This window comes from Streptomyces thermoalcalitolerans (assembly GCF_039525155.1).
Classification (GTDB): Bacteria; Actinomycetota; Actinomycetes; order Streptomycetales; family Streptomycetaceae; genus Streptomyces; species Streptomyces thermovulgaris.
Genome location: NZ_BAAAHG010000069.1, coordinates 1 through 25,008 on the forward strand (window position 1 = coordinate 1; position 25,008 = coordinate 25,008).

The window sequence follows — 25,008 nt, forward strand, 5'->3', positions numbered from 1 at the left end:
CGGCCTGTCCGGCACCGCCCCGGGAGCCTTCCGCGGACCGGCCGAGGGGCCCCGCGGACCGGCCGAGGGGCCCTCGGGGCGGGTGGCCCGCCCCCGCCGCACACCGGCGGACCGGTGCCACGGCACCGGGGATCCCCGCTCGGGCACGGCCGGGGGAAACGGCCGCCGTGCCCCGCCTGCTCGCCGTGACCTCGCGGTTCCCCCTGGGACACGACGTGCGGGAACGCGTACGAACGCCCGTGGGGCGGTCCGGCGCGCCCGGAACGCCACGGGGTGCCCGAACGCCAGGGATGTCGTCAGCGGGCCGCCCGCCCGCCGGGTGACGTCGTGGCCGCCGGCGCTACGCCGGCGCGGTCCCGCCGATCCCTCCCTTCGACTTGGGCAGGGCCAGCCGGATCTCCTCCCGCAGTTCGCTGATCTGCGGGTAGCTGGCGTACGCGGCGGTGAGCCGGTACATCTGACGCAGCCGGTCCCAGGTACGGCGGGAGGAGTTCGACCCCATCGCCATCAGAGCCAACCGTGCGTAACGGTCCGCCTGTTCGGGGTCGTCCGCGATGAAGCAGGCGGAGGCCATGGACAGATGGTCGAAGATCCTCGACCGCTCCCGTCCGTCGTTCCGGAGGGCCAGGGCCTTCTCCGCGTAGTACTGGGCGTGCACGGCCGCGGACGGGTCGTGCTCCGCCAGTGTGCGGTAGGCGAGCGCCTGCATGCCGTACAGGTCCTCGTCCTTGAAGGTCTGCATCCAGTCGAGCGGTTCCCCGTCGCCCTTGTCGGAGACGAAGAGCTCCTCCGCCTGGCCGAGAGTGCGGCGCATGGCCTGTCCCCTGCCCATCGAGGCCTGGGCCCAGGCCTCGATGGTGTGGAACATCGCCTTGGTGCGCGGCTGGAGACGGTCGCCGGAGCTGGACTGGGCGAGTTCCATCAGCTCCAGTGCGTCGTCGGGGCGGCCCAGATGCACCATCTGACGGGCCGCACGGGACAGCGCCTCGCCGGCGCGGGGACGGTCGCCGCCCTCCCGTGCGGCATGGGCGGCGATGATGAAGTACTTCTGGGCGGTGGGCTCCAGGCCGACGTCGTGCGACATCCAGCCGGCCAGGACCGCGAGATTGGCGGCGACGCCCCACAGGCGCCGCTGGATGTGGGGCGGGTGACGGTAGGCGAGCATGCCGCCCACCTCGTTGAGCTGGCCGACCACCGCCTTGCGCTGCAACCCGCCCCCGCGGGCCGCGTCCCAGGCCCGGAACACCTGTACCGAGCGCTCCAGTTCCTCGATCTCCTGCGACCCGATGGGAGCGGCGTCATAGCGGTCGAACCCGGCGGAGTCGGCGTGCAGGGGACGGTCGGTGTCGGGAGCGTCGGTCTTGAGGGTCGGATCGGTGTGCAGCCAGTCGTGCATGGCGCTGCTGAGTGCGGATCCCGCGGCGAGCGCGGCGCCCGCGCCCACCAAGCCGCGTCGGTTGAGCATGAGGTCCATTCCCGTGAATTCGGTGAGGACCGCGGCGGTCTGCTCGGGCGTCCACGGCACTGAGTCGGGATGTTCCGCACTCCCGCCGCCCTGCCGCTTCCCCGCACGCCCGCGCCGCACCAGACCTAGGTCCTCGATGGTCACGACACGGCCGAGACGCTCGGTGAACAGGGCCGCCAGCACCCGTGGCACGGGATCGCGCGGGATCTCTCCCATGTCGATCCAGCGCCGTACCCGGGAGGTATCGGTCGCCAGTTGGGGATGGCCCATGGCCGCCGCCTTCCGGTTGACGAGCCTCGCGAGCTCCCCCTTGGACCAGCCGGCCAGGCCGAACAGGTCCGCGAGACGGGTGTTGGGTTGTCCTGCCACGTCAAGCCCCCAGGTACTCGGCTGAGTTGACAGTAGCCCCGACAGGACTTGCCCGGCGACTATTCGCCAGGGTTCGCCAGGGTTCGCCAGATGGTGTGCCACTGCCCATCGGGTGTCAGGTAGGAACGCGCCACCCCGGCCCGGTCACCGAGGGACATTCCCCAGGGTGCACCCAGGCGTCCGGGCCGCGGGCAGCGCGCGTGAAGCAGCAGGCACACGAAGGGATCTGTATCGCCCATGTACGCAGCATCGTCCTCCGTGTCCGCCCCGCCCAGGTCGCCGCGTCCCCGTCCGGGCGCCGGCGGCCCCTACCTCGACCCCGCGCGTCCGGCGGCCCCCGTGCCCGGTGCGGTCCGTCCGCGACGCGCCGCGGGGCTCGGCACGCAGCCGCTCAGCGGCAGACTCGACCTGTCCGGCCCTCAGGGCGCCCAGCTGCGCACGGTGCTCGCCTCGGTGCACCGGATCTGTCCGGAGTTCGCTCCGGTGCAGGTGCTGCGCCGCAGCGGGCGGTCCGTGCTGCTGGTCGGCACGACCGGACGCAGTACGGCCGTCGCCAAGTGCTTACTCGACCACTCCCCCGCGTGGGTGGAGCGCTACCGGCACGAAATAGCTGCATACCGCTCGTTCGTGCGGCACCGGCCGCCGGTGCGAGCGCCCCGGTTGATCGCGGCGGACCCGGACAGCTGCACCTTAGTCGTCGAGCGTACGCCGGGCCGGGTGGCCGCGCTCCAGCGGCACCCGGCCCAGGCACCGCCGCAGGCGGACATCCGGGCCGCGCTGGGCGCGATCTGCCGGCTGAACGCCTGGCGGCCGCCGGCGGGTACGTTCGGCACCCCGCTGGACTACGCAGCCCGGATCTCCCGCTACCACGAGCTGGGGCTGCTCACCGACCGGGACCTGGGCGACCTGCAGAAACTGCTGCACGGCATCGCGCATGCCGCGGGCCGGCAGGGCATGGGCCAGTTCTGCCACGGTGACGCCCTGCTCGCGAACGTCCTGCTCTCACCGGCCGGTCCAGTGCTGGTGGACTGGGAGCACGCGGGCTGGTACCTGCCGGGCTACGACCTGGCGACGCTGTGGACGGTCCTCGGCGACGCGCCGGCGGCGCGCCGGCAGATCAGCCAGCTCGCCCAGGCGGCCGGCCCGGCCGCGCGGGACGCGTTCCTGGTGAACCTGATGCTCGTGCTCACCCATGAGATCCGCACCTACGAGACGGCCGTGCAGCGCTCGATGCACGACGCCACTCATCCGGGCGCCGCCCAGTCCGGCGAGGAACAGCGCCTGCTTCTGCGCCGTCTGCACGACGACTGCCAGCTGGCCCGCAGAGCGGTACGCGCGGCCGTGGGCACCCGCTGACCGCCGCGGCCCGCGGCGCGTCCTCCTCCCCGGACGCGCCGCGACCGTTTCCCCCGCTCGTCCCCCGCACCCGCTCCTCGTCGGCCTCCTGCCGCTCCACTCCCCTGCCCGCTCCACCCCTGTCGGTCCCCCCTGTCGGTCCTCGCTCCCTTGGCCGGTCCTCCTTGCGAAGCAGCGGCCCCGGACGCCACCGGTGCACGCCACTGACGCCGCACAGACCGTGCGGGGCGTCCGGGTGAAACTCGCCGGGGAGGCCGTCGGCAGGGGAATTCTCCTTCTGACGCGCATGATTGACGGATCGTCGGACAGCCGGTACCACTGACCCACGCCGGTCCCGCACGCCCCGTCACGCCCGAGCGCACAGGAGGCCGCCTTGCGAGGATCCGTCACCGCTTCCGGACCCGTGCCGGGAGGCAGACGCATGCGTGGCGCGGTGGGTGCCGTCGCCTCGGCGATGCTGCTGGTGCCGCTGCTGGGCGCCGCGCCGTCCGTGAGGGCGTCCGTGGACGACACCGGGCGGCTGCAGCGGGCGTTCGCCTCCGCCGCGGCCGAGCACCGGGTGCCGCTCGGTGTGCTGCTGGGCGTGTCGTATCTGCAGTCCCGGTGGGAGGGGCACGGCGGCGCGCCGAGCGTGACCGGCGGCTACGGGCCGATGCACCTCACCGATGCGCGTACCGCGCTCACCAGGGCCTCGCATCACCACGCGGGCACGGAGGACCCGCGCGGGGACGATGCGCGTGCGGCCCTGCGCCCGGTCGCGAAGGTGCCGGAGAACTCCGCGCTGCCCGCCCGGCTGAAGACCCTGACGAAGGCGGCCGAGCTGACCGGGATTCCCGCCGAGCGGCTGCGCAGTGACGATTCTGCGAACATCAGGGGCGGCGCGGCCCTGCTCGCTGCCGCCCAGAAGCAGCTCGGCGAGCCGCTGAGCCCGGACCCGGCCGACTGGTACGGAGCGGTGGCCCGGTTCTCCGGCGCGGACGACAGCGCGACGGCGGCGGCGTACGCCGACGACGTCTACGACGTGATCCGCTCCGGGGCGCAGCGCGTCACCGGCACCGGGCAGCGGGTCGTCCTGGCCGCGCAGCCCCGCCTGGTCCCCGACACCGCCCAGCTGGCCCGGACGGGTCTGCGCCGTGCCTCCGCGGCCGGCACGGAGTGCCCGGCCTCGGTGTCCTGCGAGTGGATTCCGGCACCGTATGAGGAGTTCGGCGACGGCGACTACGGCAACCACGACCTGGGCGACCGGCCGGAATCACAGTCCATCCGGTACATCGTCGTCCACGACACGGAGGGCCGCTGGGACGGGGTCATCGATCTCGTCCAGGACCCCACCTATGTGTCCTGGCACTACACGCTGCGCTCCACCGACGGGCACATCGCCCAGCATGTGAAGACCAAGGACGTGGCCTGGCACGCGGGGAACTGGTACGTCAACGCCACGTCGATCGGTCTGGAGCATGAAGGTTTCCTCACCTCGCCGGACGCCTGGTACACGGAGGCGATGTACCGCGCCTCGGCACGGCTGGTGAAGCATCTCGCCGCGAAGTACCACATCCCGCTGGACCGGCAGCACATCCTCGGTCACGACACCGTGCCGGGGCCGACGGCCGGGTCCATCCCGGGCATGCACACCGACCCGGGGCCCTACTGGGACTGGCGGCACTACTTCGAACTGCTGGGCCGCCCCCTCGAGCCGACCGCGGGCAGGAACGGCGGCATGGTGACGATCCGCCCCGACTACGCCGCGAACCGGCCCGAGTACACGGGCTGCACCGACCGCGGCCGGCCCTGCGCCCCGCACGGCTCCAGCGCGGTGCGGCTGTACTCACGGCCCGACACCTCCTCGCCGCTGATCAAGGACATCGGGCTGAGACCGGACGGCGGCGCCTCCACGACCGACGTGAACGACATCGCCTCCCGGGTGGAGACCGGCCAGCAGTACGCGGTCGCCGAACGGCAGGGCGACTGGACGGCGATCTGGTACCTGGGGCAGAAGGCCTGGTTCCAGAACCCGGTGCGACGGCCGACGGCGGTGGACGCGGCCGGGCTGGTGGTGACGCCGAAGCCCGGGGTGGACAGTGTGCCCGTCTACGGCAGGGCGTATCCGGAGAAGGAGGCCTATCCGGCGGGCGTGCCCGTGCAGCCGGTGTCGCCGCTGCCGTACCGGCTGCCCGCGGGCCAGAAGTACGTGGTGGGGGACCTGGTGCGGGGTGAGTACTACTACTCGGTGACCTTCACCACGGACTCGCACCGGGTGGTGACCGGCAAGGATCTGTACTACGAGATCCAGTTCGGCCACCGGGTGGCGTTCGTGCGGGCCGCCGACGTACGGCTGGAGCCGTCGGCCCTTTGACATCCTCCCCGGCCTAAAGGCCGGGGATTCCCGCCTGCTCCCACCGCGCGGGTGAAGGCTTCGGGTGGGTTCCTGCTTCACCGCGCTGTGCGGGCACAAGTGCCCGTCTTACCTGCGCTCCACAGGCTGACACCGCCAGTCCGGCGGCCCTGGCGACGTTGACCGCCGCGTTGGTGTCCCGGTCCAGGACGGCCCCACAGGCCCCGCAGGTCCAGGTGCGGACGTGGAGGGGCTTGGGGCCGTCCTTGGCGCCGCACTGTGAGCACACCTGCGAGGTCGGCTCGAACCGGCCGATCTTCACGAAGGTCCGCCCGCAGCGGGCGGCCTTGTACTCCAGCATGCTCACGAACGCCGACCATCCGGCGTCGTGCACGGACTTGGCCAGGCGCGTGCGGGCGAGTCCCTTCACCGCCAGGTCCTCCACGGCGATCGCTTGGTTCTCGCGGATCAGCTTGGTGGAGAGCTGGTGATGGAACTCGCGGCGCGCGTCGGCCACCCGCGCGTGAGCGCGGGCGACCCTCAGCCGGGCCTTGTCCCGGTTCCTGGAGCCCTTCTGCTTGCGGGACACATCCCGCTGGGCTTTCTTCAGGCGCTTCTCGGCGCGGCGCAAAAAGCGCGGGCTGTCGATCCTCGTGCCGTCGGACAGGACGGCGAAGTGCCTCAGGCCGAGATCGATCCCGACCGCACCGCCGGTCTCGGGCAGCACCTCGGACGGGCCGGTCTCGACGACGAAGCTCGCGAAGTACCGGCCCGCGCTGTCCTTGACCACCGTCACCGTGGATGGTGCGGAGGGGAGCTGACGGGACCACTTCACCTTCACATCGCCGATCTTCGGCAGGCGCAGCCTCCCGCCCGCCGTGATCCGCCAGGACGCGTTGGCGGTGAACCGGATCGACTGCCGGGTGTCCCGCTTCGACTTGTACCGGGGAGGCCCCGTCTTCGGGCGCTTGCCCTTCAGACCGTCGAAGAAGTTCCGGTACGCGGCATCCAGGTCCCGCAGAGACTGCTGCAGCACGACGGCCGACACCTCGCCGAGCCACGCCCGCTTGGGGGTCTTCTTCGCGGCCGTCAGGCGCCTGGACAGCTCGGCGGAGGTGACGAACGGCAGCCCCGCCGCGCGGGCGGTCTCGCGGACGCGCAACGCGTCGTTGAAGACCACCCGCGCACACCCGAACGCCTTCGCCAACGCCACGCGCTGCCCCGGCGTCGGGTACAGGCGGAAGCTGTACCGAAGCTGCACACAGATCACGATACGCAGTTGGTTTATGGGTACCGATGAGAACATTCGCACAGGCCGCCACTGCGTCTTCCGCCCGCACGCCCATTTGGTTTTCACAACGAAGTACCGGCACGCCGTCTTCGCCGACCGGCACCTGAGGCGGTGCGCGGAAATCATGCGAGCCGCGTGCGAGGACTTCGAGGCCGAGCCGACCGAGTTCAACGGCGGGGCCGACCACGTCCACCTGCTGGTGAACTTCCCGCCGAAGATCGCCGTGTCCAGGCTGGTGAACTCCCTCAAAGGCGTGCCCTCCCGCAAGCTCCGCCGAGAGTTCCCCGACCTCACCCGCCACCACTGGCGGGCACAGCGCCTGTGGTCCGGCTCGTACTTCGCCGGGTCGGTCGGCGGCGCGCCGCTCAGTGTCGTCAGGCAGTACATCGAGCAGCAAACCCGGCCGCTGTGAGCACTCCCGCCGCGCGGCAGACACCGCAACGCCCCGCCCGGCCTCACCCACCGGGTCAAAGCCCGCAGCACCGCCGACGATCCCGGCAGCGGCTGCCGGAAGCGGCGGAAGGGCCGACTGTGCCGGGTCGACCCGATGGGCTGGTCCGGCGGGCAGGTCCGGCGGGCAGGTCCTTCCGCCGCTCCCGGTCAGCCCTGCTGGAACAGCTCGGCGGGCAGCGGCTTGAGCAGGGCGTACAGGTCGTCGGTGATCGGGCGGTCCCAGGCGGCGATGGTCACCAGGACGCCGTCGCTGCGGTCGAACTGCACGCAGGAGATCCGGCTCTCCGAGAGCTTCAGCCGGCGCACGATCAGCAGGTTGTCGCCCTGCATCACCGGCACGTCCTCGACGCCGTCGACGGTGACCTTCTCGTCGTTGCCCAGGGCCTGCAGCAGCTGGGCGACCTCGAAGGGCACCTCGCCCTCGGCGACCTCGCGGGCCGGCGAGCCCTCGGGCAGATTGCCGATGATCATCGCGGTGCCGCGGCCGCCGAACAGGTCGTACCGCAGGAAGACGCCCTGGCAGGTGCCGTCGGGCGCGGGCAGCAGCCCGGCACCGAGGTCGCCGGGCCAGTCTCCCGGGTCCACGGCCAGTACGTCGAAGTCGGGCCCGGCGGGTTTGGCACTGCGGCGGCGGAGGAACGACATGCCGCCCATGGTACGTGCCCCGGCCCGCTGTGCGGCGTGCGGGCCGCCCGGGAACGGTGGTGGCCGTCCCCGGGGCCGGGAGAAGCGGTCCCGCGCGGCGGGAGGCGGAGCGGTACGGCTGCCGTCGGTCCGTCGCCGCCGTCACTCCCGCGGGGACGGCGGCACCACCGCGACGGGGCTCGCCGCGTGCAGGAGGACGGCCTGGGTGACCGAGCCCATCATGCGGGCCGGTGCCGGCGGACGGCGGCGGTGGCGGCCGACCACGACCAGTTCCGCGTCACGGGAGGCGGCGACCAGGTGCCCGGCCGCGTCTCCGGGGGCGACCCAGGACTCCGTCCGGACGTCGGGGCGGCGGGCGCGGTGCGGGGCGAGGAGGTCGTCGATCAGGGTCCGGGTGTCGCTCTCCACGGCCTCCTGGTCGATCATGGGCGGGGCGAGTTCGCCGGGGGCCATCCAGGTGGGGCCCGGCCACGGGTAGGCGGTGACCACCTGGAGCCGGGCCCCGCGCAGAGCGGCCTCGGTGAAGGCGAAGGCGAGCGTGGCCTCGTCGGGGCCGGCGGCGTTCACGCCGACGACCACACGGGGCCCGGGTCCGCCCGGCGCCTCGCCGTGGACCTCGCGGCCGGGCCGGGGCACCACGACGACCGGGCAGTCGGCGTCGCGGGCGGCGGCCAGACCGCTGGAGCCGAGCAGCAGGCCGGCGAAGCCTCCGCGTCCGCGTGAGCCGAGCACCAACAGCTGGGCGGTGGAGCCGAGTTCGGGCAGCAGTACGCCGGGCTGTCCGTCCAGCCCCGTGTACTCCACCTCGATGCCGTGGGTGCGGTCCTCGAGGTGGGCGCGCACCCGGTCGAGCACCGGGTCGTCGTCGCCCCGGGCCGGGTACTGCCGCACATGGACCGCCCGCAGTCGCGCACCGCGCCTTCGGGCGGCGTCGAGGGCCCAGTCCAGGGCACGCAGGCTGTCGTGGGACCCGTCGACCGCGGCGACGACCGGCAGGCTGCTCATGGGTTCCTCTCCTCGGACGGCGGTTCCCCGGACGACGGTCCCGGGACCGGAGCGGCTCGGACCACGGGCGCGGGCTCAGGCCGGGGCGGACGGGACGGGCTGTGCCGGCAGGTGGAGGGTCATGTGCCGGCGAACCGGTCGCGCAGTTCGCGCTTGAGGATCTTTCCGCTGGCGTTGCGGGGCAGTTCGTCCACGAGGAAGACCTTCTTGGGCACCTTGAAGGAGGGCAGCTTTTCGCGGGCGTGGGCGATCAGCTCGGACTCGGTGACCTCGCCGCGGGGGACGACGAAGGCGGTGACGGCCTCGATCCAGTGGTCGTCGGGGAGCCCGACCACGGCCGCCTCGGCGACCCGGGGGTGCGTGTACAGGGCGTCCTCGACCTGGCGGGAGGCGATCAGGACGCCACCGGAGTTGATGACGTCCTTCACCCGGTCGACGATCGTGTAGTAGCCGTGCGGGTCGCGGACGGCGAGGTCGCCGGAGCGGAACCAGCCGTCGCGGAAGGCCTCGGCGGTCTCCTCGGGCCTGTCCCAGTAGCCCTCGCACAGCTGCGGGGAGCGGTAGACGATTTCACCGGGTGTGCCGTCGGGCACGTCCTTGCCCTCCTCGTCGACGACCCGGGCGTCCACGAAGAGCACCGGCCGGCCGCAGGAGTCCATCCGGCCCTTGTGCTCGTCGGGGCCCAGCACCATGGCCAGCGGGCCGATCTCGCTCTGGCCGAAGCAGTTGTAGAGGGCGAGCTTCGGCAGGCGTTCACGGAGGCGTTCCAGGACCGGCACCGGCATGACCGACGCGCCGTAGTACGCCTTGCGCAGCCCGTCGAGGTTGCGGGTGGCGAAGTCGGGGCGGCCCGTGAGGCCGATCCACACCGTGGGCGGGGCGAACAGGCTGTCCACGCGCCCCGCCTCGATCAGGTCGAGGAGCCGGTCGCCGTCGGGCGCGTCCAGGACGATGTTCGTGGCGCCCACGGCCAGGTACGGCAGCAGGAACACGTGCATCTGTGCCGAGTGGTAGAGCGGCAGCGAGTGGACGGGGCGGTCCCCCGCGCTGAGGTCGAGGGCCGTGATCGCGCTCAGGTAGGCATGGACCAGCGCCCGGTGGGTCATCATCGCGCCCTTGGGCAGGGCGGTGGTGCCGGAGGTGTAGAGCAGCTGCACCAGGTCCTCGGTGCGCGGTTCGGGGCCGTCGTACGGCGCCGCGGAGGGCAGGCGGGCCAGCAGCGAGTCGTCGGTCCCGCGCAGCGCCAGCGTCCGTGTGCCGTCCGGCAGCCGCCCGGCCAGGTCCGGGTCGGTGAGGACCAGGGTGCTGCCCGACTGGCCGACGATGTACGCGAGGTCGTCGCCGGTCAGGTTCTGGTTGACCGGCACATGCACCAGGCCCGCGCGGGCACAGGCGAGGAAGGCGATCAGGTAGGCGTCGGAGTTGTGGCCGTAGGCGCCGACCCGGTCGCCGGGCGCGAGGCCCTGGTCGAGCAGGACGCTCGCCGCGCGGGAGACGGCGTCGTCGAGTTCCGCGTACGTCCACGACCGGTCGCCGTACTCGACGGCGACCCGCGCCGGGAGGCGCCGGGCGCTGCGCCGCAGGACTCCGTCGACCGTGCTCCCGTGTCCAGGCGTCATGACACATGATCATCGACCTGCCGGCGGGAGCAGGTCAAGCATCCCCGCGTCTCCGGGGGCCGGATGCGACCCCTGAAGTGATCAGATCCGATCAATTTCAGCCAATTCCAATATTCTCGCATTCGCGAATGGATTGACAGCAGAAAAATTCCTGCTTCTTTTCTCCTCTCTCCCCTCATCCCTTCCTCTCCGTCTCCCCTCACCCCTCCACCTCCGGGACAGTCGTAGCAACAAAAATCCCACGAATAAGGTTTTCAACCGCTCAACTGGCGATAATGTGATCTGTAACCGGATCGGGGGTCCGGGATCTGCGATCGGTCATGGCGCCTCTTCGCTGGGCTTTCCCATGCCTGATTCCGAATTCATGTGCGACAGCGGTCGCCCGCCGCCCTGCCAAGGGAACGGGTGACCGTATCGGGGGGTGGGGAACAGTGCCGTCGGACAATAAAGAGGACTTCCGGGCGGCCGGCCTTCGGGCCGCGCTCCGCGTCGCGGATCTGCTGGCCGGTGGGCCCCTGACACGCGGCGTGGAGGAGAACGGCGGCCGCCCGGCGCCGCCCGCCCCGCACCGGGCGGCGGAACTGCTGCCCCGGACGAACGCGGCGCCCGCACCCGGGGCCTGGCACGCGGCCTGGCGGGACGTCCTCGCCCAGGAACACGCCGGGCGGTCACGGGCGGGCCTGGGCTGGGTGCTCACCCGTCTCGCCTCCGGCGTCTTCCCGGCCCTGGACGTCCTGGAGATCGGCTGCGAACGCCTGCGCCTGAGCCGACTGGTCTACGCGCCGGGTGCGACCGGTCCGGAGACGGTACGGATCGCCGAGTCGTCGTGGACGGAACTGCCCCCTGCCTCCAGGGAACTTCCGCGGAAGCGGCCGCAGCGGCTCTTCCTGCTCGCGGGCGGCGGGGACGAGACCACCGCCGGGGTCGGTGCCGCGCTCCGCGCATCCCTGGGCGCCTTCGTCCGGGCGGCGTACCGCGACGGGACGGAACCGCTCGTGCTCGCCGTCAGAGCCGCCGGCTGGCAGCCGCTGGAGCGGGCGGCCGAGGAGGTGCGGACGGAGTCGGGCGCCCTGCTGTGCCTGCGGCTGCCCGCGCACTGGCCGATGACACCGGATGATCTGGTGGCCGAACTGCCGCTGCGCACCACGGTGTGGCTCGCCGCCGCCCACGTCGACGGCGGTTCGGGGACGGTGGACCTGGTGCGCCGGCCGCTGTTCCCCGCCGGCAGCCGGGTGGACGACCGCGTCGCCACCGGTCCCGTCGTCCGTGTGCCGGTCGCCGCGCCCCCGCCCGGCGCGACCACCGGGGAGAGCGCCGCCGCCGTCGTCACCGGACTCGACGAGCAGGCCTCCCGATGGCGCTCGCTGCGCATCGACCGGCTCGAACTGCCTCCTGGCTCCCGGACCACCCTGTGCTACTCGCTGCACCAAGGACATCGGGTGGAGCTGCGCTACGACGGCCGCCACGAACCCGAGTCCACGTCCTGGGCCGCCTTGGCGTCCGGGACTCCCCGGCGGCTCTCCCGGCCCTGCCCGGTCGACCTGGTGGTCGCCGTGGAGATCGCCGGCCCGCAGGCCGACGGGGGCGGCGCGGTCGAGGAACGCCTGCAGGAGGCCACGGCCGTCGTCACCGCCGTGCACGACGCGGTCGGCGGTGACGACACGCTCCGGGTGGGACTGATCGGCTACCGGGACCACGACCCCCTCCACCGGCCGCGCGACCACGCCCCCGTCGTGCACCGGGTGGGCCCGTGCCCGGCCCCGGATGCCGCACGGGCCCTGAGGGCCTGGCGCCCCCACCCGCTGCGGCACGACTTCGCCACCGGGCTGGAGCACGTGCCCCGGGAACTGTCCGAATGGCGCCATCTGTGGCGGGCCGGCAGCCACCGGGTGCTCCTGGTGGTCGGTTCCCGTCCGCCGTATCCGCACGCCCGCCCTCCCCGGGTGGTGCGGCGCGGCGCGCCCGTGCGCATCTGCCCCGACCGGCTGGACTGGCGGGCCGAGCTGGACGCGGCACGCCACTACGAGGGCATCGCGTGCGTGGCGGTCGTGGACGAACCGGCCTGGATGGACGACCCGCAGGGCGAACCCCATCTGGCGCGCTGGGCCGAGCAGGCCTGGCAGGCGTTCGGCACCGAGGGCCGGTTCGGCGCGGGCCACGACCCCTGGCTGATCGCCTCCGCCGTCGCCACGCCGGCGCTGTGCCTGTCCCAGGACGGCGCACCGATCCGGCTGGTCGTCGCCGGCGGAACCGCCGGGGACTGGCAGCACGCCGTGGCCGGCTGACGCGGTCCCCGGCACCCCCGGTGCGCGCGGCACGCGGACCGGACCACCACCGCGCGGCGGACGCCCTCCGCCGCCCGTCAAGCGGGAGCACAACCATGGTCGACGACGACGCCCGGCCCGAGCGCGACAAGAACGACGGGACGGACCAGAAGCACCAGAAGAAGGAGAAGCGGGAGGTGGAGGGGCCCTTCGCGGTCTGGGACCGGTCCACCCTCGTCAAAGGCCGGGCCGCCCTGCCCCCGCCGGTCACCTCCCCCGCCGGACCACCGGCGGACGCCAACGGCTCCGCACCCGCGGCCTCCCGTCCGGCGCCACCGGACGAGAAGAAGGAAAAGAACGAGAAGAACAAGAAGAACGAGAAGGACGAGAAGGACGACGAGAAGAACGAGAGGGTACGGCAGTCCGTCCTGCCCCGGCCCCGGTTCGCACCCGACGCGGAGGAACCGCCCGGCGTCGTCCTCGAGAAGGCCGGCAAACAGGGGCCGTCCTCGCACACCGGGAAGTCCGCGAAGGCCCGCCGGAAGGCGGTCACGGAACGGCGGGACAGTCCGGAGGCGGACCGCCGGGAACCGGAAGGGCAGCCTGCCGCACCCGAGTCGACGGTCACGCTCTGGGGCGGTATGGAGAGCGGCAAGTCCACCCTGCTGGCCGCGCTGTCCCGGGCCGTTCAGGACCCGGTCTACGGAAAGTGGAACATCTGGCCGGAGGACCATGTCTCACGGAAGTTCCTCAGTGACCTGGGCCGCATCCTCTACCGCGAGCGGAGGTTCCCTCCCGCCACGCTGACCGAGCAGCGGCCCATCCGCTTCACCCTGGCCGGGGACCTCGCCGGAACCCGGTTCTCCCGTGCCGGGCGCAGATGGTGGAAGCGCGGCAGACCGGCCGAGCCGGAACCGGTCGAGTTCAAGGTCACCGTTCGCGACATGCCCGGGGAGGCGTTCGACCCGTACTCGCACACCGGGTCCCAGTACGAGGCCAGGCTCATCAAGGACCTGGCCGCCTCACGGGCCATGGTCTACGTCGTCGACCCCGTGCGCGAGTGGCGGGTCAACAGCGACGACGGGGCGGCGGACACCGACGCCCGGCAGAACGCGGACTTCTTCACCGACGTCCTCGCCGGAGTGCTCACGGAGACCAACATCCGGGGCGACCGCCAGGGCAACCTCCTGCCGCACCGGATCGCCGTCTGCCTGGCCAAGTTCGACGACGACCGGGTCTTCCGCTTCGCCTGCGAGCAGGGCAACGTCCGGCTCAACCCGCGCACCGGCCAGCCCGAGGTCATGGACGCCAAGCGGCTGTTCGACGGGTTGTGCGAAACCTTCCCGCACGGCAGTCTGCGCGAGATCCAGCAGCAGATCGAGTCGTTCTTCGCGCCCGAACGCGTCGGGTACTTCGTCTGCTCCGCCGTCGGTTTCTGGGTCGACCCCGAGCGGGGCTTCGACTTCGAGAACCCGTCCCTGGTGAACCAGGTCGAGGACACCGTCCGGTTCGTCGCCGCGCCCCGGCCCATCAACGTCCTCGAACCGTTCCTCTTCCTGCGGGGCTTCGGCCCGATGCAGTCCTGATCCGGCCTCGACACCCGCTCGAAGAGAGGAAACGCCATGGAACAGAGGCTGATCGCCGACTGGGCCGTGTGGGGCAAGGAGCCCCGCACCAACAGTGGCTACCGGATTCTCGCCGCCCATCCGCCCGGCCGGAGCGCCGACTTCAACAGTGCCGTCCTCCACTGGTCACCGGGCACACCGGCGTACGGCGACCAGTTGCCGTGGATCACCATTGGATGCACGACCGCACCGGACGGGCTCCGCACGATCGGCGTCTTCCTCCTGGACGCCACGGACTCCGTCGACCGCGCGAACCGCCGGATCCACCAGGTCACCCACTTCGCCGTCCCCTACGAGGAGGTCCACGCGGCGGGACTGGGCTGGTGGGCTCTGGCCCGGGCCGCGCTCCAGGCCGTCCCGCGGCCGGCCGACCCCGGTGCCGGACCGGCCGTCCTGCCCTTCGAAGCCGGCGACCGGTTGCTCACCCGGATCAGTCGTCTCGTCACCCCCCGGGTGTCCGAGAGCATCGTGTGGATGGCGGCCGCCGCGGCCTATCTGCTGGACGGCCCCCTGGTGGTGACCGGCGCCCGGGGCTGGAAACCGCTGGAGCTGCTGCTCGTCCTCGACACCATAGCCGCCCTGCTGCCCTTCGGTATGCGCAGCACCCTCTCCGCCGCCACCTGTACGTCCTCCGGTTCCGAGGTGCCCATGCGGCTGTACTGGGGCACCGCCACGGGCTCTCCCGGGCAGACCGGCCTGTCCTGGGGCAGCGGGGAACCGGACCTCGGCGCGCTGTCCCCGCCGGCACGCTCCTACCACGACCTGCTCATCCGGAGCTGGGCCGAGCACGGAAGCGAGAGGGTCCTGCGGCATCTGGCCGACGCCGGGGAACCGCTGGACATCGCCGCTCCCGACGCGCATGTCCGTGCCCGGGAGGTGCTGGCCGCGCTGAACCCGGCGCTCGCCGTCGCCCAGGAGGTCCTCGAGGGCCACGAGGTGCCCGGTGAGCGGGTCGATCTGGCCCTCAGCCGGCCGGAGATCGACCCGGAGTCCCTCGCCGTGCTCGCCGACCGAAAACTCGCGGGGCCCTCCACCGACCTGGCCGCCCTGGCACCCCATGTGTCCGAACCCGGTGTCCTGCAGCGCTACCGCGCCAAGCTGATCGAGGACCTGCTCGACGGCCGGACGGACATCGCCCGGAGCAACTTCGAGAGCATGCGCGCCGCCCTCCCGGACACCAGGGAGGCTCTCCACGGACTGGACGGGGCGCTCGCCTACGTCATCGAGCAGCTCCGGCAAGCCCGTTCGGGGACGGCGTCCGACCCGGTGGCCGAGCAACTCCTGCCCGCCGTGGTCCCGTTCACCGTGGGCACCATGAGTCTCACGCAGTCCCTGCTGCGTACCGTCCCCGGCCTCGCCGGCCGGCTCGTCCGGGCCCTGTGCGACGGGCCGGATCCGGCCCGTGGTCTCCTCGCCTGGCTCACGTGGCTCTGCGACGGACCGGGGGCCGACGTCGCCGGTCATCCCGAACTTCCCCTGCTGCTCGAGCTGCTGCGCTCCGGTACCTGTCCGCCGGAGGCCCACCGCAAGTGGGCGGCCGGCCACCCCGCGGCGGCGGCACGGCTGCTGGAGGCCGCGGCCGTCTGCGGACACGCCGACGCCGTGCTGCATCCCGACTTCTTCCAGGGGCTTGTCGGCTGCGTCGCCTCCACAGCCCCGCCCGCGGACGGTACGGCGCTCCGGGCGGCGCTCGACCGCGCGCTCGGGCGACGGCCTGCCGGGCTGCTGCCCCAGACCGCGGCCCGCTGGGACATGCTGTGCGTCCTGACCGGGCTGCCACCGTCCGGTTTCACCGCCCTGGTCCCGGCGGCGCGGCAACCGGGTTCTCCCGGCCTGGCCGGCCGGGTGGACACCTATGCCGCGACCCTCCGGACGGAACTCGGTCTGCGCGCCCTGCGCCGGCACACCGCGACGATCGTCCACCGTCTGCTGGAAGGCGTCCTCTCGGTGGACCCGGACAGCGGCGAGGGCCCCGGACCGGCCGCCCATGAGCTGACCCTGCGGATCCTGGACTGGCCCGATCAGCCCCCGCGGCAGGCCGTCCTCGACGCCGTGGAGCAGCTGGCCACCCAGGCACCGCAGTGGAACGAGACGACCGAGGACCGGCGATGGCTGGAGAGGGTCGCCGAACGGATGCCGCAACTGCGGCCCTCCCTTCCGCTCCGCGAGATGCACCGCGTCGCGCAGCGTCTCTCGGGCACGCCGGAGGACTGCGAAGCACTGGCCGTACAGGCGTGGAAGGCCCGTCGCGCCGGGGCGGAGGACGACCGGCTCTGCGCGGCCGTGGAGGCCTGGGCCGTCCGCGGCCGCCCCGGCGAACGGGTCCACGAGTTCCTCGAGGCCTACCAAAGGCAGTGGGTGCCGTACGTCGGGCGCGTCCGCGCCCGGGAGAAACGTGAACGCCTGGAGGACGCCCTCGCCAGAAGCGGCTCGGACCGCTCCGTCCTGCAGCAGTACTGCGCATACGCCATCCGTCAGCTGATGCAGCGGACCTCCGCCATCTCCTGGGAAATCCGAAAGCTCCAGGACGAACGGTCACTGCTCGAGCAGAAGATCAGCCGCCTGCGCAGGTTCGGCGACTCCGCCCGCCGCACCCTCATCTGAACGAAGCACGCCCCAGGGGGGACACACCTCATGCTCACCATCCGGGCGACGGCCCGCCGCGCCGTCCTGCTCGCCCTCGCCGTCCTGCTGACCCTCGGCGGCACGGCACCCGCCATGGCCGCGGACCCCCCGGTACCGCGCGAGGACATCTACCGCTCGCTCAAGGTCGACGACGTCCCGGCGGCCTACGTCGTCCTCGTCGACGTCTCCAGTTCCATGCAGGACAAGGGTCCCGACGGCGTACCGCTCTACACCACCGTCAAGCGCCGCCTGGCCGGCTTCATCGGCTCGCTCACACCCGCCGACCAGGTGGCCGTCGTCACCTTCGGCCGGGCGACCGGTGTCGTCCACCCGATGTCCCCGGCAGACCGGACCGACGGCCTCTTCGACAAGGAACTGCCCAAAGTCGCGCAGGAGTCGGCGAGCGACCACGGCGCCGCACTGGACGCCGCCGCCGACCAGCTCGACCGCAGCGAGGCCCCGGTCGGGGCCGTACTGATGCTCACCGACGGCGCCGTCAACGCGCCGGGCAGCCCGTACGCCCGGCTGGGCAACCCGGCCTGGCGGCAGCTGCGGGAGCGGTACACCGAGCTGGGCACGAACCGCAAGATCATGGGCTACGGGCTTCCGCTCACCGAGGGCACCGGGGTCTCCGAGGTCCTCGGCAGCGCCTTCGGCGCCCCGCGCATCCTGCCGGTCGACCCCGCGGCCCTGGGTTCCCAGCTCAGCACCGCCAAGGACCAGGTCCGTGCGCAGAAGGCCGCAAGTCTGCTCCGCGCCGACCGGGGCGCCACGGTCACCGTGTCGGTCGCCGGCGAGGACGTGCGCCGAGCGGACGGCGGACAGGTCACCGTCCGGACCGGGGACCGCACCGGCGAGCGGACCCGGACCCTGGACGTGACCCTGGTGTCGAAGGCCCGGTACGTGCCGCTGGACGTCCGGCTGACGGGCACCGGCGGCACCGGCGGGGCCAGGGTGACCTCGACGAGCCCGGCCGGTCCCGTCACCCTGGAGCCGGGTGGGAAAAAGACCGTGCGGGTGACGCTGACCTGGCGTCAGGATCCCCGGTTCAGCCTGATTCCCGGCTCGCGCGACTACGAGGGCCGGGTGGGCCTGCGTGCCGCGGTCTCCTCTCCGTGGACGTCCACGATCCGGGGGTCCCTGGGAGAGGCGGAGTTCTCCACCGGCGCACCCGTGGTCACCGAACTCGCCCTGCGGGGCACGGTGCCCGGCCGGACGCCCGGCTGGCTCCCTCCCCTCGTCCTGCTCGTCCTGCTGCTGGGCGCGGCGGCCGCCTGGCGCGGCTACAAGCGGCACGCCCCCCTGCTCACCGGCGTTCTGATCGTCACCGACCTGCGGACCGGCAACCGCCAGGAGATCCCCCTGCACGGCCGGAAAGTCACCCAGGAGACGGACGCCGGGCAGGTGTGGGCACGCGTCACCGTGCGCGGCCGGCAGAAGGCCGGCCGTCCGATGCTCGTCCTGCGGTGCGAGCGCGACGCTCCCCGTCCGGGCGGTGAGCGGCTGTGCGACACCGGAACCTGCGAGCTCGGCAAGTCCACGGTGCTGTGCGGCATCGGCTTCTCGCACAAGCAGGAGAGCGAGGCGGCCGTCCTGCGGTGACGCGCCCCGACGGCACGCCATGGCACGCACACCCGACACGCCATGGCACGCACACCATGGCACGCACGCCGTCCCGGACCCCTCTGCCGAGCGCCCCGTACCGGGCCCGAGCCCATCTTGAGCCCCTCCGAAGAAAGGACATCGACATGGTGATGCCGCTGGATCCGGCCGTCGACCCGTCCGAGGCGGCGGGCTTCCGGCTCCTGGGCAGGCTGGGCACGGGCGGGTTCGGCACGGTCTACCTCGGCCGGCGGCCGGGCGGCGGGCACGGCCCGGACACCCTCGCGGCCGTGAAGGTCCTCAAACGCGAGTTCACCGAGGACACCCAGCACATGCAGCGCTTCGTCCAGGAGAGCAAGGCGCTCGACCGGTGCCGGGGAGCACGGATCCCCGAGCTGCTCGCGCTGGACCTCGGTGCCGGCCGGCAGCCCACCCTGGCGACCCGTTTCATCCCGGGTCTGTCGCTGTACCGTGTCGTGGAATCGCACGGCGGCCCCCTGCCCCGCGACACGGTGCACACGCTCGCCGCCGAGCTCGTCGACACCCTGACGACCGCGCACCGCAAGGGACTGCTGCACCGGGACCTGCACCCGGGGAACATCCTGCTGACCCGGGACGGACCGTGGATCATCGACTTCGGGCTGACCCGGATCCGCGGCCAGCGGGTCACGCTGCCCCTCGACATGGTCATCGGCCATCCGCACTTCTGCGCCCCCGAACAGGTCCGGGGACTGGCCGGGACGGGGTACGCGACCGATGTCTTCGGCATCGCCGCCGTTCTCCTGTACGCCCTCACCGGGCATCCGCCGTACACCGCGGAGAGCGACGCCGGGGCCATGCTGACGCGCCGTGTCACCGGCGTCCCGCCCGACGTCTCCGGACTGCCGGACGACGCCCTGGGCCGGCTGGTCCGCGCCTGCCTGGAGGAGGACCCGGCCGACCGGCCGCACCTGGACGAAGTCGCCGAGGGTCTCGGCCGGCCCGGCGCCCTGCGGCTGCCGGCCGATGTCGCCCGCACCCTGGCCGCCTACCGCGCGGAACTGCGGGACTTCCTGGCCGGGGCGGGCGACGCCGCCGACCTGACCGTGCCGTTCCGCCCCGGCCGGCGCCACTGGAGCGCCGGAGTCGGGGAGTGGCCGCACAGTGTGGTGGTCACCGCGGAGGGGGACGTGGTCGTCGCCGACAACAGCGGTGCGGTGCGCCGGCTGGACGGCACCACAGGGGAGGAGACGGCCCACCGCACGGGCCTCACGGCGCCGGTGCGGCTGCACGCGGACGGGAACGTCCTGCTGGTGTGCGACTCCGCCGGCCGGCTGGAGTCCTGGAGCACACGGGAGCACCGCATGTGGTGGGCCGTGCCGCCGGACGGCCTCGGCCAGGCGCGGGTGGTGCTGCGCGGGCAGAGTGTGTTCCTCGGCGACCCCGACGGCCTGCTGCACCACTTCGACGCGGTCACGCGCTGTCTGTGGTGGCGGACCGGTCCCCTCACCGGTACTTCGGGTACCCCGGCCGTGCCCGTCGCAGCCGGGATCCGGCAGGTGTATCTGTCGGCCGCGCAGGGCATGGAGATCCTCGCCGTCGACGACGAGGACGGAGCGCTGTCCTGGAAGACGCCCGTACGGCTGCCGGCCCCGGTCCTCGCGCCGCCGTTGCCGCTGGAGGAGCACCTCGTGGTCGCCGACGGCGACGGCACCCTGAGATGCCTGGCCGCCGCCGACGGCTCCACCGTGTGGGAGAAGCGGCTCGGCGCGCCCGTGGTGGCTCCGCCCGTCAGGGTGGTCGACACGGTGATCGCCGGGGACACCGCGGGCACGGTCCACTGTCACAGCGCGGCGACCGGCGAGCCGCGCTGGCGCGTGCACCACGGGGAGCGGGAGGAGTTCTTCACCCTGTGCACCGACGGTGCCGCGGTGTACGCGGGCGGCTGGAGCGGCCGGCTGCACCTGCTGGACGCGGTGGACGGGGCATCGCTGCAGAGCTTCGACCTCGGCGGCCAGATCCTGGCGGCGGTCTGCGCCCCCGGGGGCCGGAGCGTGCACGCCGCCTCGTCCGGCGGAACCCTGCACACGCTGCCCTCCGTCGCGGCACCGGACGCGGCCGCCGGTCCGCCGTCCGGCGGGGGCCGCGGACCCGGTGGCGGGGGCGCGGCCGTCACCCGTTGAGGGCGGCCTTCCGCACCGTGCCCGGTCTTCCGGGTGCGGCTGCCGCCGTTCTTCCACCGCCCTGTGCCCGGGCACCGCCCGGCCTCACTCGCACGGCCGAACGGCCCGGCGTCGGGGCGCATGGCTCAGAGGGGCTGGATCCGGGTGCGCAGAAGGCAGAATTCGTTGCCTTCCGGGTCGGCCAGGACGTGCCAGCTCTCGGTGCCGGTCTGGCCGACGTCGACGGGCCGGGCGCCGAGAGCGAGCAGCCGCTCCAGCTCGGCGTCCTGGTCGCGGTCGGTGGGACTGACGTCGATGTGCAGGCGGAGCTTCCCGGTCCGCGGGTCGCTGCTGGGGCTGAGGACGAGAGTGGGCTGCGGACCGCCGAAGCCGGCGCCGGATGGCCCGATCTCGATGCTCCCGTCGTCCTCCCGGCCGAGTTCGACGTAACCGAGGACCTCGCTCCAGAACGCGGCGAGTCGTTCGGGGTCGGCGCAGTCGATGACCAGCTCACTGATGCGGCATGCCACGCCCGGCAGTGTACGGAAGTGCGGGGCGAGTGCTTGAGAAATTCCGGGAGTCGACCGGCCGCGCCGGGAGTCGACCGGCCGCGTGCCGGCGGAAGGCGCGCTGCGCCCCTGCGGGCGGCAGGACCCGCCCCGGACACACCAGCGATCGGCGGGGCGAGGCGATTCCCACCAAGGGGTGGATTATCCGGATTCCTCTTGGTTCCGGTTCCGGCGCTGTGGCGTCCTCTGAAGGACGGGCCCGTCCAGGGCCACCGGTGAGGGAAAGGAGAGTCCGTCTCATGCAACGTGCTCGTGGTCTTCGCGGTGTCCGCTCGTTCGCCGTCTCTTTCGTGGCCCTGGCCGCGTCCCTCGGCGTCGTCCCGGCCGCGGACGCGGCCCCCGCCGTCGACTACAACTGCACCTCCGGGTACTTCTGCATCTACAGCGACTGGAACGGCCGCGGGACCCGCTGCCAGTGGAAGCAGGCCAGCAAGGCGAACACGGCCGACGACTGCTCCTTCATCCAGAAGGGGCAGAACGTCCGCTCCGTGTGGAACGGGACCGGACACCGGGTGCAGTACTACACGCAGACCAACTACAAGAACCGTGTCGGTTCCACCCCGGCGGGTGCCGGAGGCAATCTGCAGGGGAACTACCAGATCCGTTCCTTCAAGCCGCAGTGACCGCGGCAGGGCCTGCCCCCGGCGAGGGGGGCAGGCCCACCGGCTTCCCGCGGATGCACGCAAGGCGTCCCTCGTCGCCTCTCGTTGAAGGGCTCTTTGCACCTGGTGGGCACCTCGCGGCTCTTTGCACTTCGTTCGGTCCGTTGAAGTGACGTCAAGTGACGCTGTCTCAGGCGGAGTGCCCCGCCCGGCGGAGGCGTTCAGCCGTCCGTGCCGCCCGTGCCCTCCAGGACCGCCATGGCCGCGTTGTGCCCGGGCACTCCGCTGACCCCGCCGCCGCGCACCGCGCCCGCGCCGCACAGCAGCACATTGGCGTACCGGGTCTCCACACCCCAGCGGCCGGTGCCCTCCTGCGCGTACGGCCAGCTCAGCGCCCGGTGGAAGATGTTGCCGCCGGGCAGGCGCAGGTCCCGCTCCAGGTCCAGCGGGGTCTTCGCCTCGATGCAGGGCCGGCCCTCGGCGTCGGTCGCCAGGCAGTCGGCGAGCGGCTCGGCGAGGTGGGCGTCGAGCTGGGCGAGCGTCGACTTCAGCAGTTCGTCGCGGACGGCGTCGTTGTCGCGGGCGAAGAGCCGGGCCGGGGTGTGCAGACCGAACAGGGTGAGCGTCTGGTAGCCCTGTTCGACCAGGTCGGGGGCGAGGATCGTGGGGTCGGTCAGGGAGTGGCAGTAGATCTCGGAGGGCGGCGTGGCGGGCAGCGCGCCGGCGGCGGCCTGGGCGTGGGCGGTGGCCAGCTGCTCGTAGCCCTCGGCGATGTGGAAGGTGCCGGAGAAGGCCTCGCGCGGGTCGACGGAGGGGTCACGGAGCCTGGGCAGCCGCTTGAGCAGCATGTTCACCTTCAGCTGGGCTCCCTCGGCGGGCTCGGGCGGTGTGTCGCCGGTCAGTGCGGCCAGGGTCTGCGGGGAGGCGTTCACCAGGACGTGCCGGGCGCCGACGGTGCCCTCGCCGTTCCGGGTGCGGTAGGTGACCTCGGCGCTGGTGCCGTCGCTCGCCACCCGTACCGCCTCGTGGCCGGTGGCGATGACGGCGCCCGCCCGGCGTGCGGCGGTCGCGAGGGCGTCGGTCAGGGCGCCCATGCCGCCGACCGGCACGTCCCAGGCTCCCGTGCCGCCGCCGATCACGTGGTACAGGAAGCAGCGGTTCTGCGCCAGGGACGGGTCGTGGGCGTCGGCGAAGGTGCCGATGAGGGCGTCGGTGAGGACCACGCCGCGGACCAGGTCGTCGGTGAAACGGTCCTCGATGGCGACGCCGATCGGCTCCTCGAACAGGATCCGCCAGGCGTTCTCGTCGTCGATGCGGCGGCGCAGTTCCTCACGGGTGGGCAGCGGCTCGGTGAGCGTGGGGAAGACCCGCCGGGCGACCCGGCCGGTCATGCCGTAGAAGCTCCGCCAGGCCTCCCACTCGCGGTCGGAGCCGGTCAGCCGGACGAACGCCTCGCGGGTGCGCTGTTCTCCCCCGCCCACCAGCAGCCCGGTGGGCCGGCCGTCCCGTTCGACGGGCGTGTACGAGGAGATGGTGCGGGGGCGCAGCCGGACGTCCAGGCCCAGGTCCTGGACGATCTTCTGCGGCAGCAGGCTGACCAGGTAGGAGTAGCGGGACAGCCGGGCGTCCACACCGGCGAAGGGGCGGGTGGAGACGGCCGCGCCGCCGGTGTGGTCCAGCCGCTCCAGCACGAGCACCGACCGACCGGCCCGGGCCAGGTAGGCGGCGGCGACCAGTCCGTTGTGCCCGCCGCCGACGACGACGGCGTCGTACGTCCCGTGTGCCTCGTGTGCGCGCATGGTTCTTCGTAGCACGCGGTGATCCGCTTCGGCCAGGGTGCCGCGGGCCGTGCGCACGGGGCGGCCGGCTCAGGGGGTGCCGGCCTCCTGCTGCCGGCGCAGCGCGGCCACCCTGCGGCGCAGCTCGGCGGCCTCCGCGCCGCGGCCGAGCCGTTCCAGGCAGCGGGCCTCGTCGCTGCGGCTGGTGAGCGTGTCGGGGTGGCCGGCACCCAGGACGCGCTCACGGTCGGCGGCCACCCGCCGGTACTCGGTGAGCGCCTCGGCCCAGCGGCCGAGCCAGCCGAGGCTCACGGCCACCTCGCGGCGGCTGACCAGGGTGTCGGGGTGATCGGCGCCCAGGACGCGTTCACGGATCGCGCATACGTCACGGGCCTCGGCGAGGGCCTCCTCCCAGTGGCCGAGACGTCCGAGGTTGACGCCGATGCCGTGGCGGGCGCGCAGGGTCTCGGGATGGTCCGGGCCCTGGACGCGGGTGCGGTCCGCGACCAGGTCGCGGTAGAGCCGGAGCGCCTCCGCGCCGCGGCCGAGCCGGCCCAGTGCGTACGCCATTTCCTGGCGGGCGGCGAGGGTGTCGGGGTGGTCGGGACCCAGTACCCGGGCGCGGGCCCCGGCGACCTCGCGATAGGTCTGCAGGGCCTCGGCCCAGTGGCCCGACTGTCCCAGCAGATAGGCGACTTCGTAGCGGGTGACCAGGGTGTCGGGGTGCAGGGGTCCGAGCACCCGGGCGCGGTCGGCGGCGACCTGACGGGCCATGCGGCAGGCGTCCTCCGCGCGGCCGAGCCGGCTGAGGCTGAAGGCGAGGTTGTGGCGGCAGCGCAGGGTGTCGGGGTGGTCCGGGCCCATGGTGCGCTCGCGGGCGGCGAGCACGGCGGTGTAGACCCGGTGCGCGTCGGCGTGACGGCCCAGCCGGCCCAGTACGTACGCCATTTCCTGGCGGGCGGCGAGGGTGTCGGGGTGGTCGGGACCCAGCACCCGGATGCGGGCCGCGGTCACCTGCTTGTACTCGCGCAGCGCGTCGGCGGCGCGCCCGGTGCGGCTGAGGGCGAACGCCACCTCGTAGCGGCTGGCGAGGGTGTCGGGGTGGTCGGGACCCAGGAGACGGGCGCGTTCGTCGGCGACCGCGCGGTGCACCTCGCCGGCCTCCTTCCAGCGGCCGAGGCGTCCGAGCCGCAGGCCCGCGCGGTACCGGTCGGCGAGGGCCCCGGGGGTCGCCGGGGGCGGGCCGGGGCGGACGGCGGGCACGGGC

Annotated in this window: 17 protein-coding genes; 9 read left to right on the forward strand and 8 right to left on the reverse strand. The window is 73.0% G+C overall.

The window, feature by feature from the left end:
• Positions 1–340 precede the first annotated feature (340 nt).
• On the reverse strand, positions 341–1,834 hold the full coding sequence (locus tag ABD224_RS26460) for a DNA-binding protein NsdB (protein ID WP_344054279.1): 1,494 nt from the start codon (positions 1,832–1,834) through the stop codon (positions 341–343).
• 237 nt (positions 1,835–2,071) lie between these two features.
• Between ABD224_RS26460 and ABD224_RS26465 the strand changes: the two genes are divergently transcribed.
• The gene (locus ABD224_RS26465) at positions 2,072–3,190 is read left to right on the forward strand and encodes an aminoglycoside phosphotransferase family protein (protein ID WP_344054281.1); all 1,119 of its coding nucleotides are present in this window, start codon (positions 2,072–2,074) and stop codon (positions 3,188–3,190) included.
• A gap of 373 nt (positions 3,191–3,563) precedes the next feature.
• Positions 3,564–5,543, forward strand: a complete 1,980-nt coding sequence (locus ABD224_RS26470) for an N-acetylmuramoyl-L-alanine amidase (protein WP_425581059.1) — start codon at positions 3,564–3,566, stop codon at positions 5,541–5,543.
• Between the two features lie 13 nt (positions 5,544–5,556).
• On the opposite strand, the gene ABD224_RS26475 is transcribed toward ABD224_RS26470, so the two are convergent.
• Positions 5,557–6,783, reverse strand: a complete 1,227-nt coding sequence (locus ABD224_RS26475; protein WP_344054285.1) for an RNA-guided endonuclease InsQ/TnpB family protein — start codon at positions 6,781–6,783, stop codon at positions 5,557–5,559.
• 25 nt (positions 6,784–6,808) lie between these two features.
• Between ABD224_RS26475 and tnpA the strand changes: the two genes are divergently transcribed.
• The gene (tnpA, locus tag ABD224_RS26480; protein WP_344054287.1) at positions 6,809–7,225 is read left to right on the forward strand and encodes an IS200/IS605 family transposase; all 417 of its coding nucleotides are present in this window, start codon (positions 6,809–6,811) and stop codon (positions 7,223–7,225) included.
• A 188-nt stretch (positions 7,226–7,413) separates the two neighbouring features.
• On the opposite strand, the gene ABD224_RS26485 is transcribed toward tnpA, so the two are convergent.
• The 3 genes from ABD224_RS26485 to ABD224_RS26495 form a co-directional block, all read right to left on the reverse strand.
• Positions 7,414–7,911 carry a hypothetical protein gene (locus tag ABD224_RS26485; RefSeq protein ID WP_344054289.1) on the reverse strand — a complete coding sequence of 166 codons (498 nt, stop codon included), beginning with the start codon at positions 7,909–7,911 and terminating at the stop codon, positions 7,414–7,416.
• 141 nt (positions 7,912–8,052) lie between these two features.
• Positions 8,053–8,916, reverse strand: a complete 864-nt coding sequence (locus tag ABD224_RS26490; RefSeq protein ID WP_344054291.1) for a universal stress protein — start codon at positions 8,914–8,916, stop codon at positions 8,053–8,055.
• A 119-nt stretch (positions 8,917–9,035) separates the two neighbouring features.
• Positions 9,036–10,535, reverse strand: coding sequence for an acyl-CoA synthetase (locus ABD224_RS26495; protein ID WP_344054293.1), 1,500 nt, complete (start codon positions 10,533–10,535; stop codon positions 9,036–9,038).
• A gap of 431 nt (positions 10,536–10,966) precedes the next feature.
• On the opposite strand from ABD224_RS26495, the gene ABD224_RS26500 reads away from it, so the two are divergent.
• The 5 genes from ABD224_RS26500 (at position 10,967) to ABD224_RS26520 (ending at position 20,813) form a co-directional block, all read left to right on the forward strand.
• Positions 10,967–12,820: a hypothetical protein gene (locus tag ABD224_RS26500; RefSeq protein ID WP_344054297.1), complete on the forward strand. Its 1,854-nt coding sequence runs from the start codon at positions 10,967–10,969 to the stop codon at positions 12,818–12,820.
• Positions 12,821–12,915: 95 nt separating this feature from the next.
• Positions 12,916–14,385, forward strand: a complete 1,470-nt coding sequence (locus tag ABD224_RS26505; RefSeq protein ID WP_344054299.1) for a hypothetical protein — start codon at positions 12,916–12,918, stop codon at positions 14,383–14,385.
• Positions 14,386–14,421: 36 nt separating this feature from the next.
• Positions 14,422–17,028 (forward strand): hypothetical protein, encoded by a 2,607-nt coding sequence (locus ABD224_RS26510; RefSeq protein ID WP_344054301.1) that lies wholly within the window; start codon positions 14,422–14,424, stop codon positions 17,026–17,028.
• Positions 17,029–17,058: 30 nt separating this feature from the next.
• Positions 17,059–18,651: a VWA domain-containing protein gene (locus tag ABD224_RS26515; RefSeq protein WP_344054303.1), complete on the forward strand. Its 1,593-nt coding sequence runs from the start codon at positions 17,059–17,061 to the stop codon at positions 18,649–18,651.
• Positions 18,652–18,797: 146 nt separating this feature from the next.
• On the forward strand, positions 18,798–20,813 hold the full coding sequence (locus tag ABD224_RS26520) for a protein kinase domain-containing protein (protein WP_344054305.1): 2,016 nt from the start codon (positions 18,798–18,800) through the stop codon (positions 20,811–20,813).
• Between the two features lie 125 nt (positions 20,814–20,938).
• Here ABD224_RS26520 and ABD224_RS26525 read toward each other — a convergent pair whose 3' ends face one another.
• Positions 20,939–21,322, reverse strand: a complete 384-nt coding sequence (locus ABD224_RS26525; protein ID WP_344054307.1) for a VOC family protein — start codon at positions 21,320–21,322, stop codon at positions 20,939–20,941.
• 278 nt (positions 21,323–21,600) lie between these two features.
• Between ABD224_RS26525 and ABD224_RS26530 the strand changes: the two genes are divergently transcribed.
• Positions 21,601–21,984 (forward strand): peptidase inhibitor family I36 protein, encoded by a 384-nt coding sequence (locus tag ABD224_RS26530; RefSeq protein ID WP_344054309.1) that lies wholly within the window; start codon positions 21,601–21,603, stop codon positions 21,982–21,984.
• A gap of 200 nt (positions 21,985–22,184) precedes the next feature.
• Here the strand turns inward: ABD224_RS26530 and ABD224_RS26535 are convergent, their stop codons facing one another.
• Positions 22,185–23,762 carry a phytoene desaturase family protein gene (locus tag ABD224_RS26535; protein ID WP_344054312.1) on the reverse strand — a complete coding sequence of 526 codons (1,578 nt, stop codon included), beginning with the start codon at positions 23,760–23,762 and terminating at the stop codon, positions 22,185–22,187.
• 69 nt (positions 23,763–23,831) lie between these two features.
• Positions 23,832–25,008 (reverse strand): tetratricopeptide repeat protein (locus tag ABD224_RS26540; RefSeq protein WP_344054314.1); only part of this gene is annotated, 1,177 nt, incomplete at its 5' end.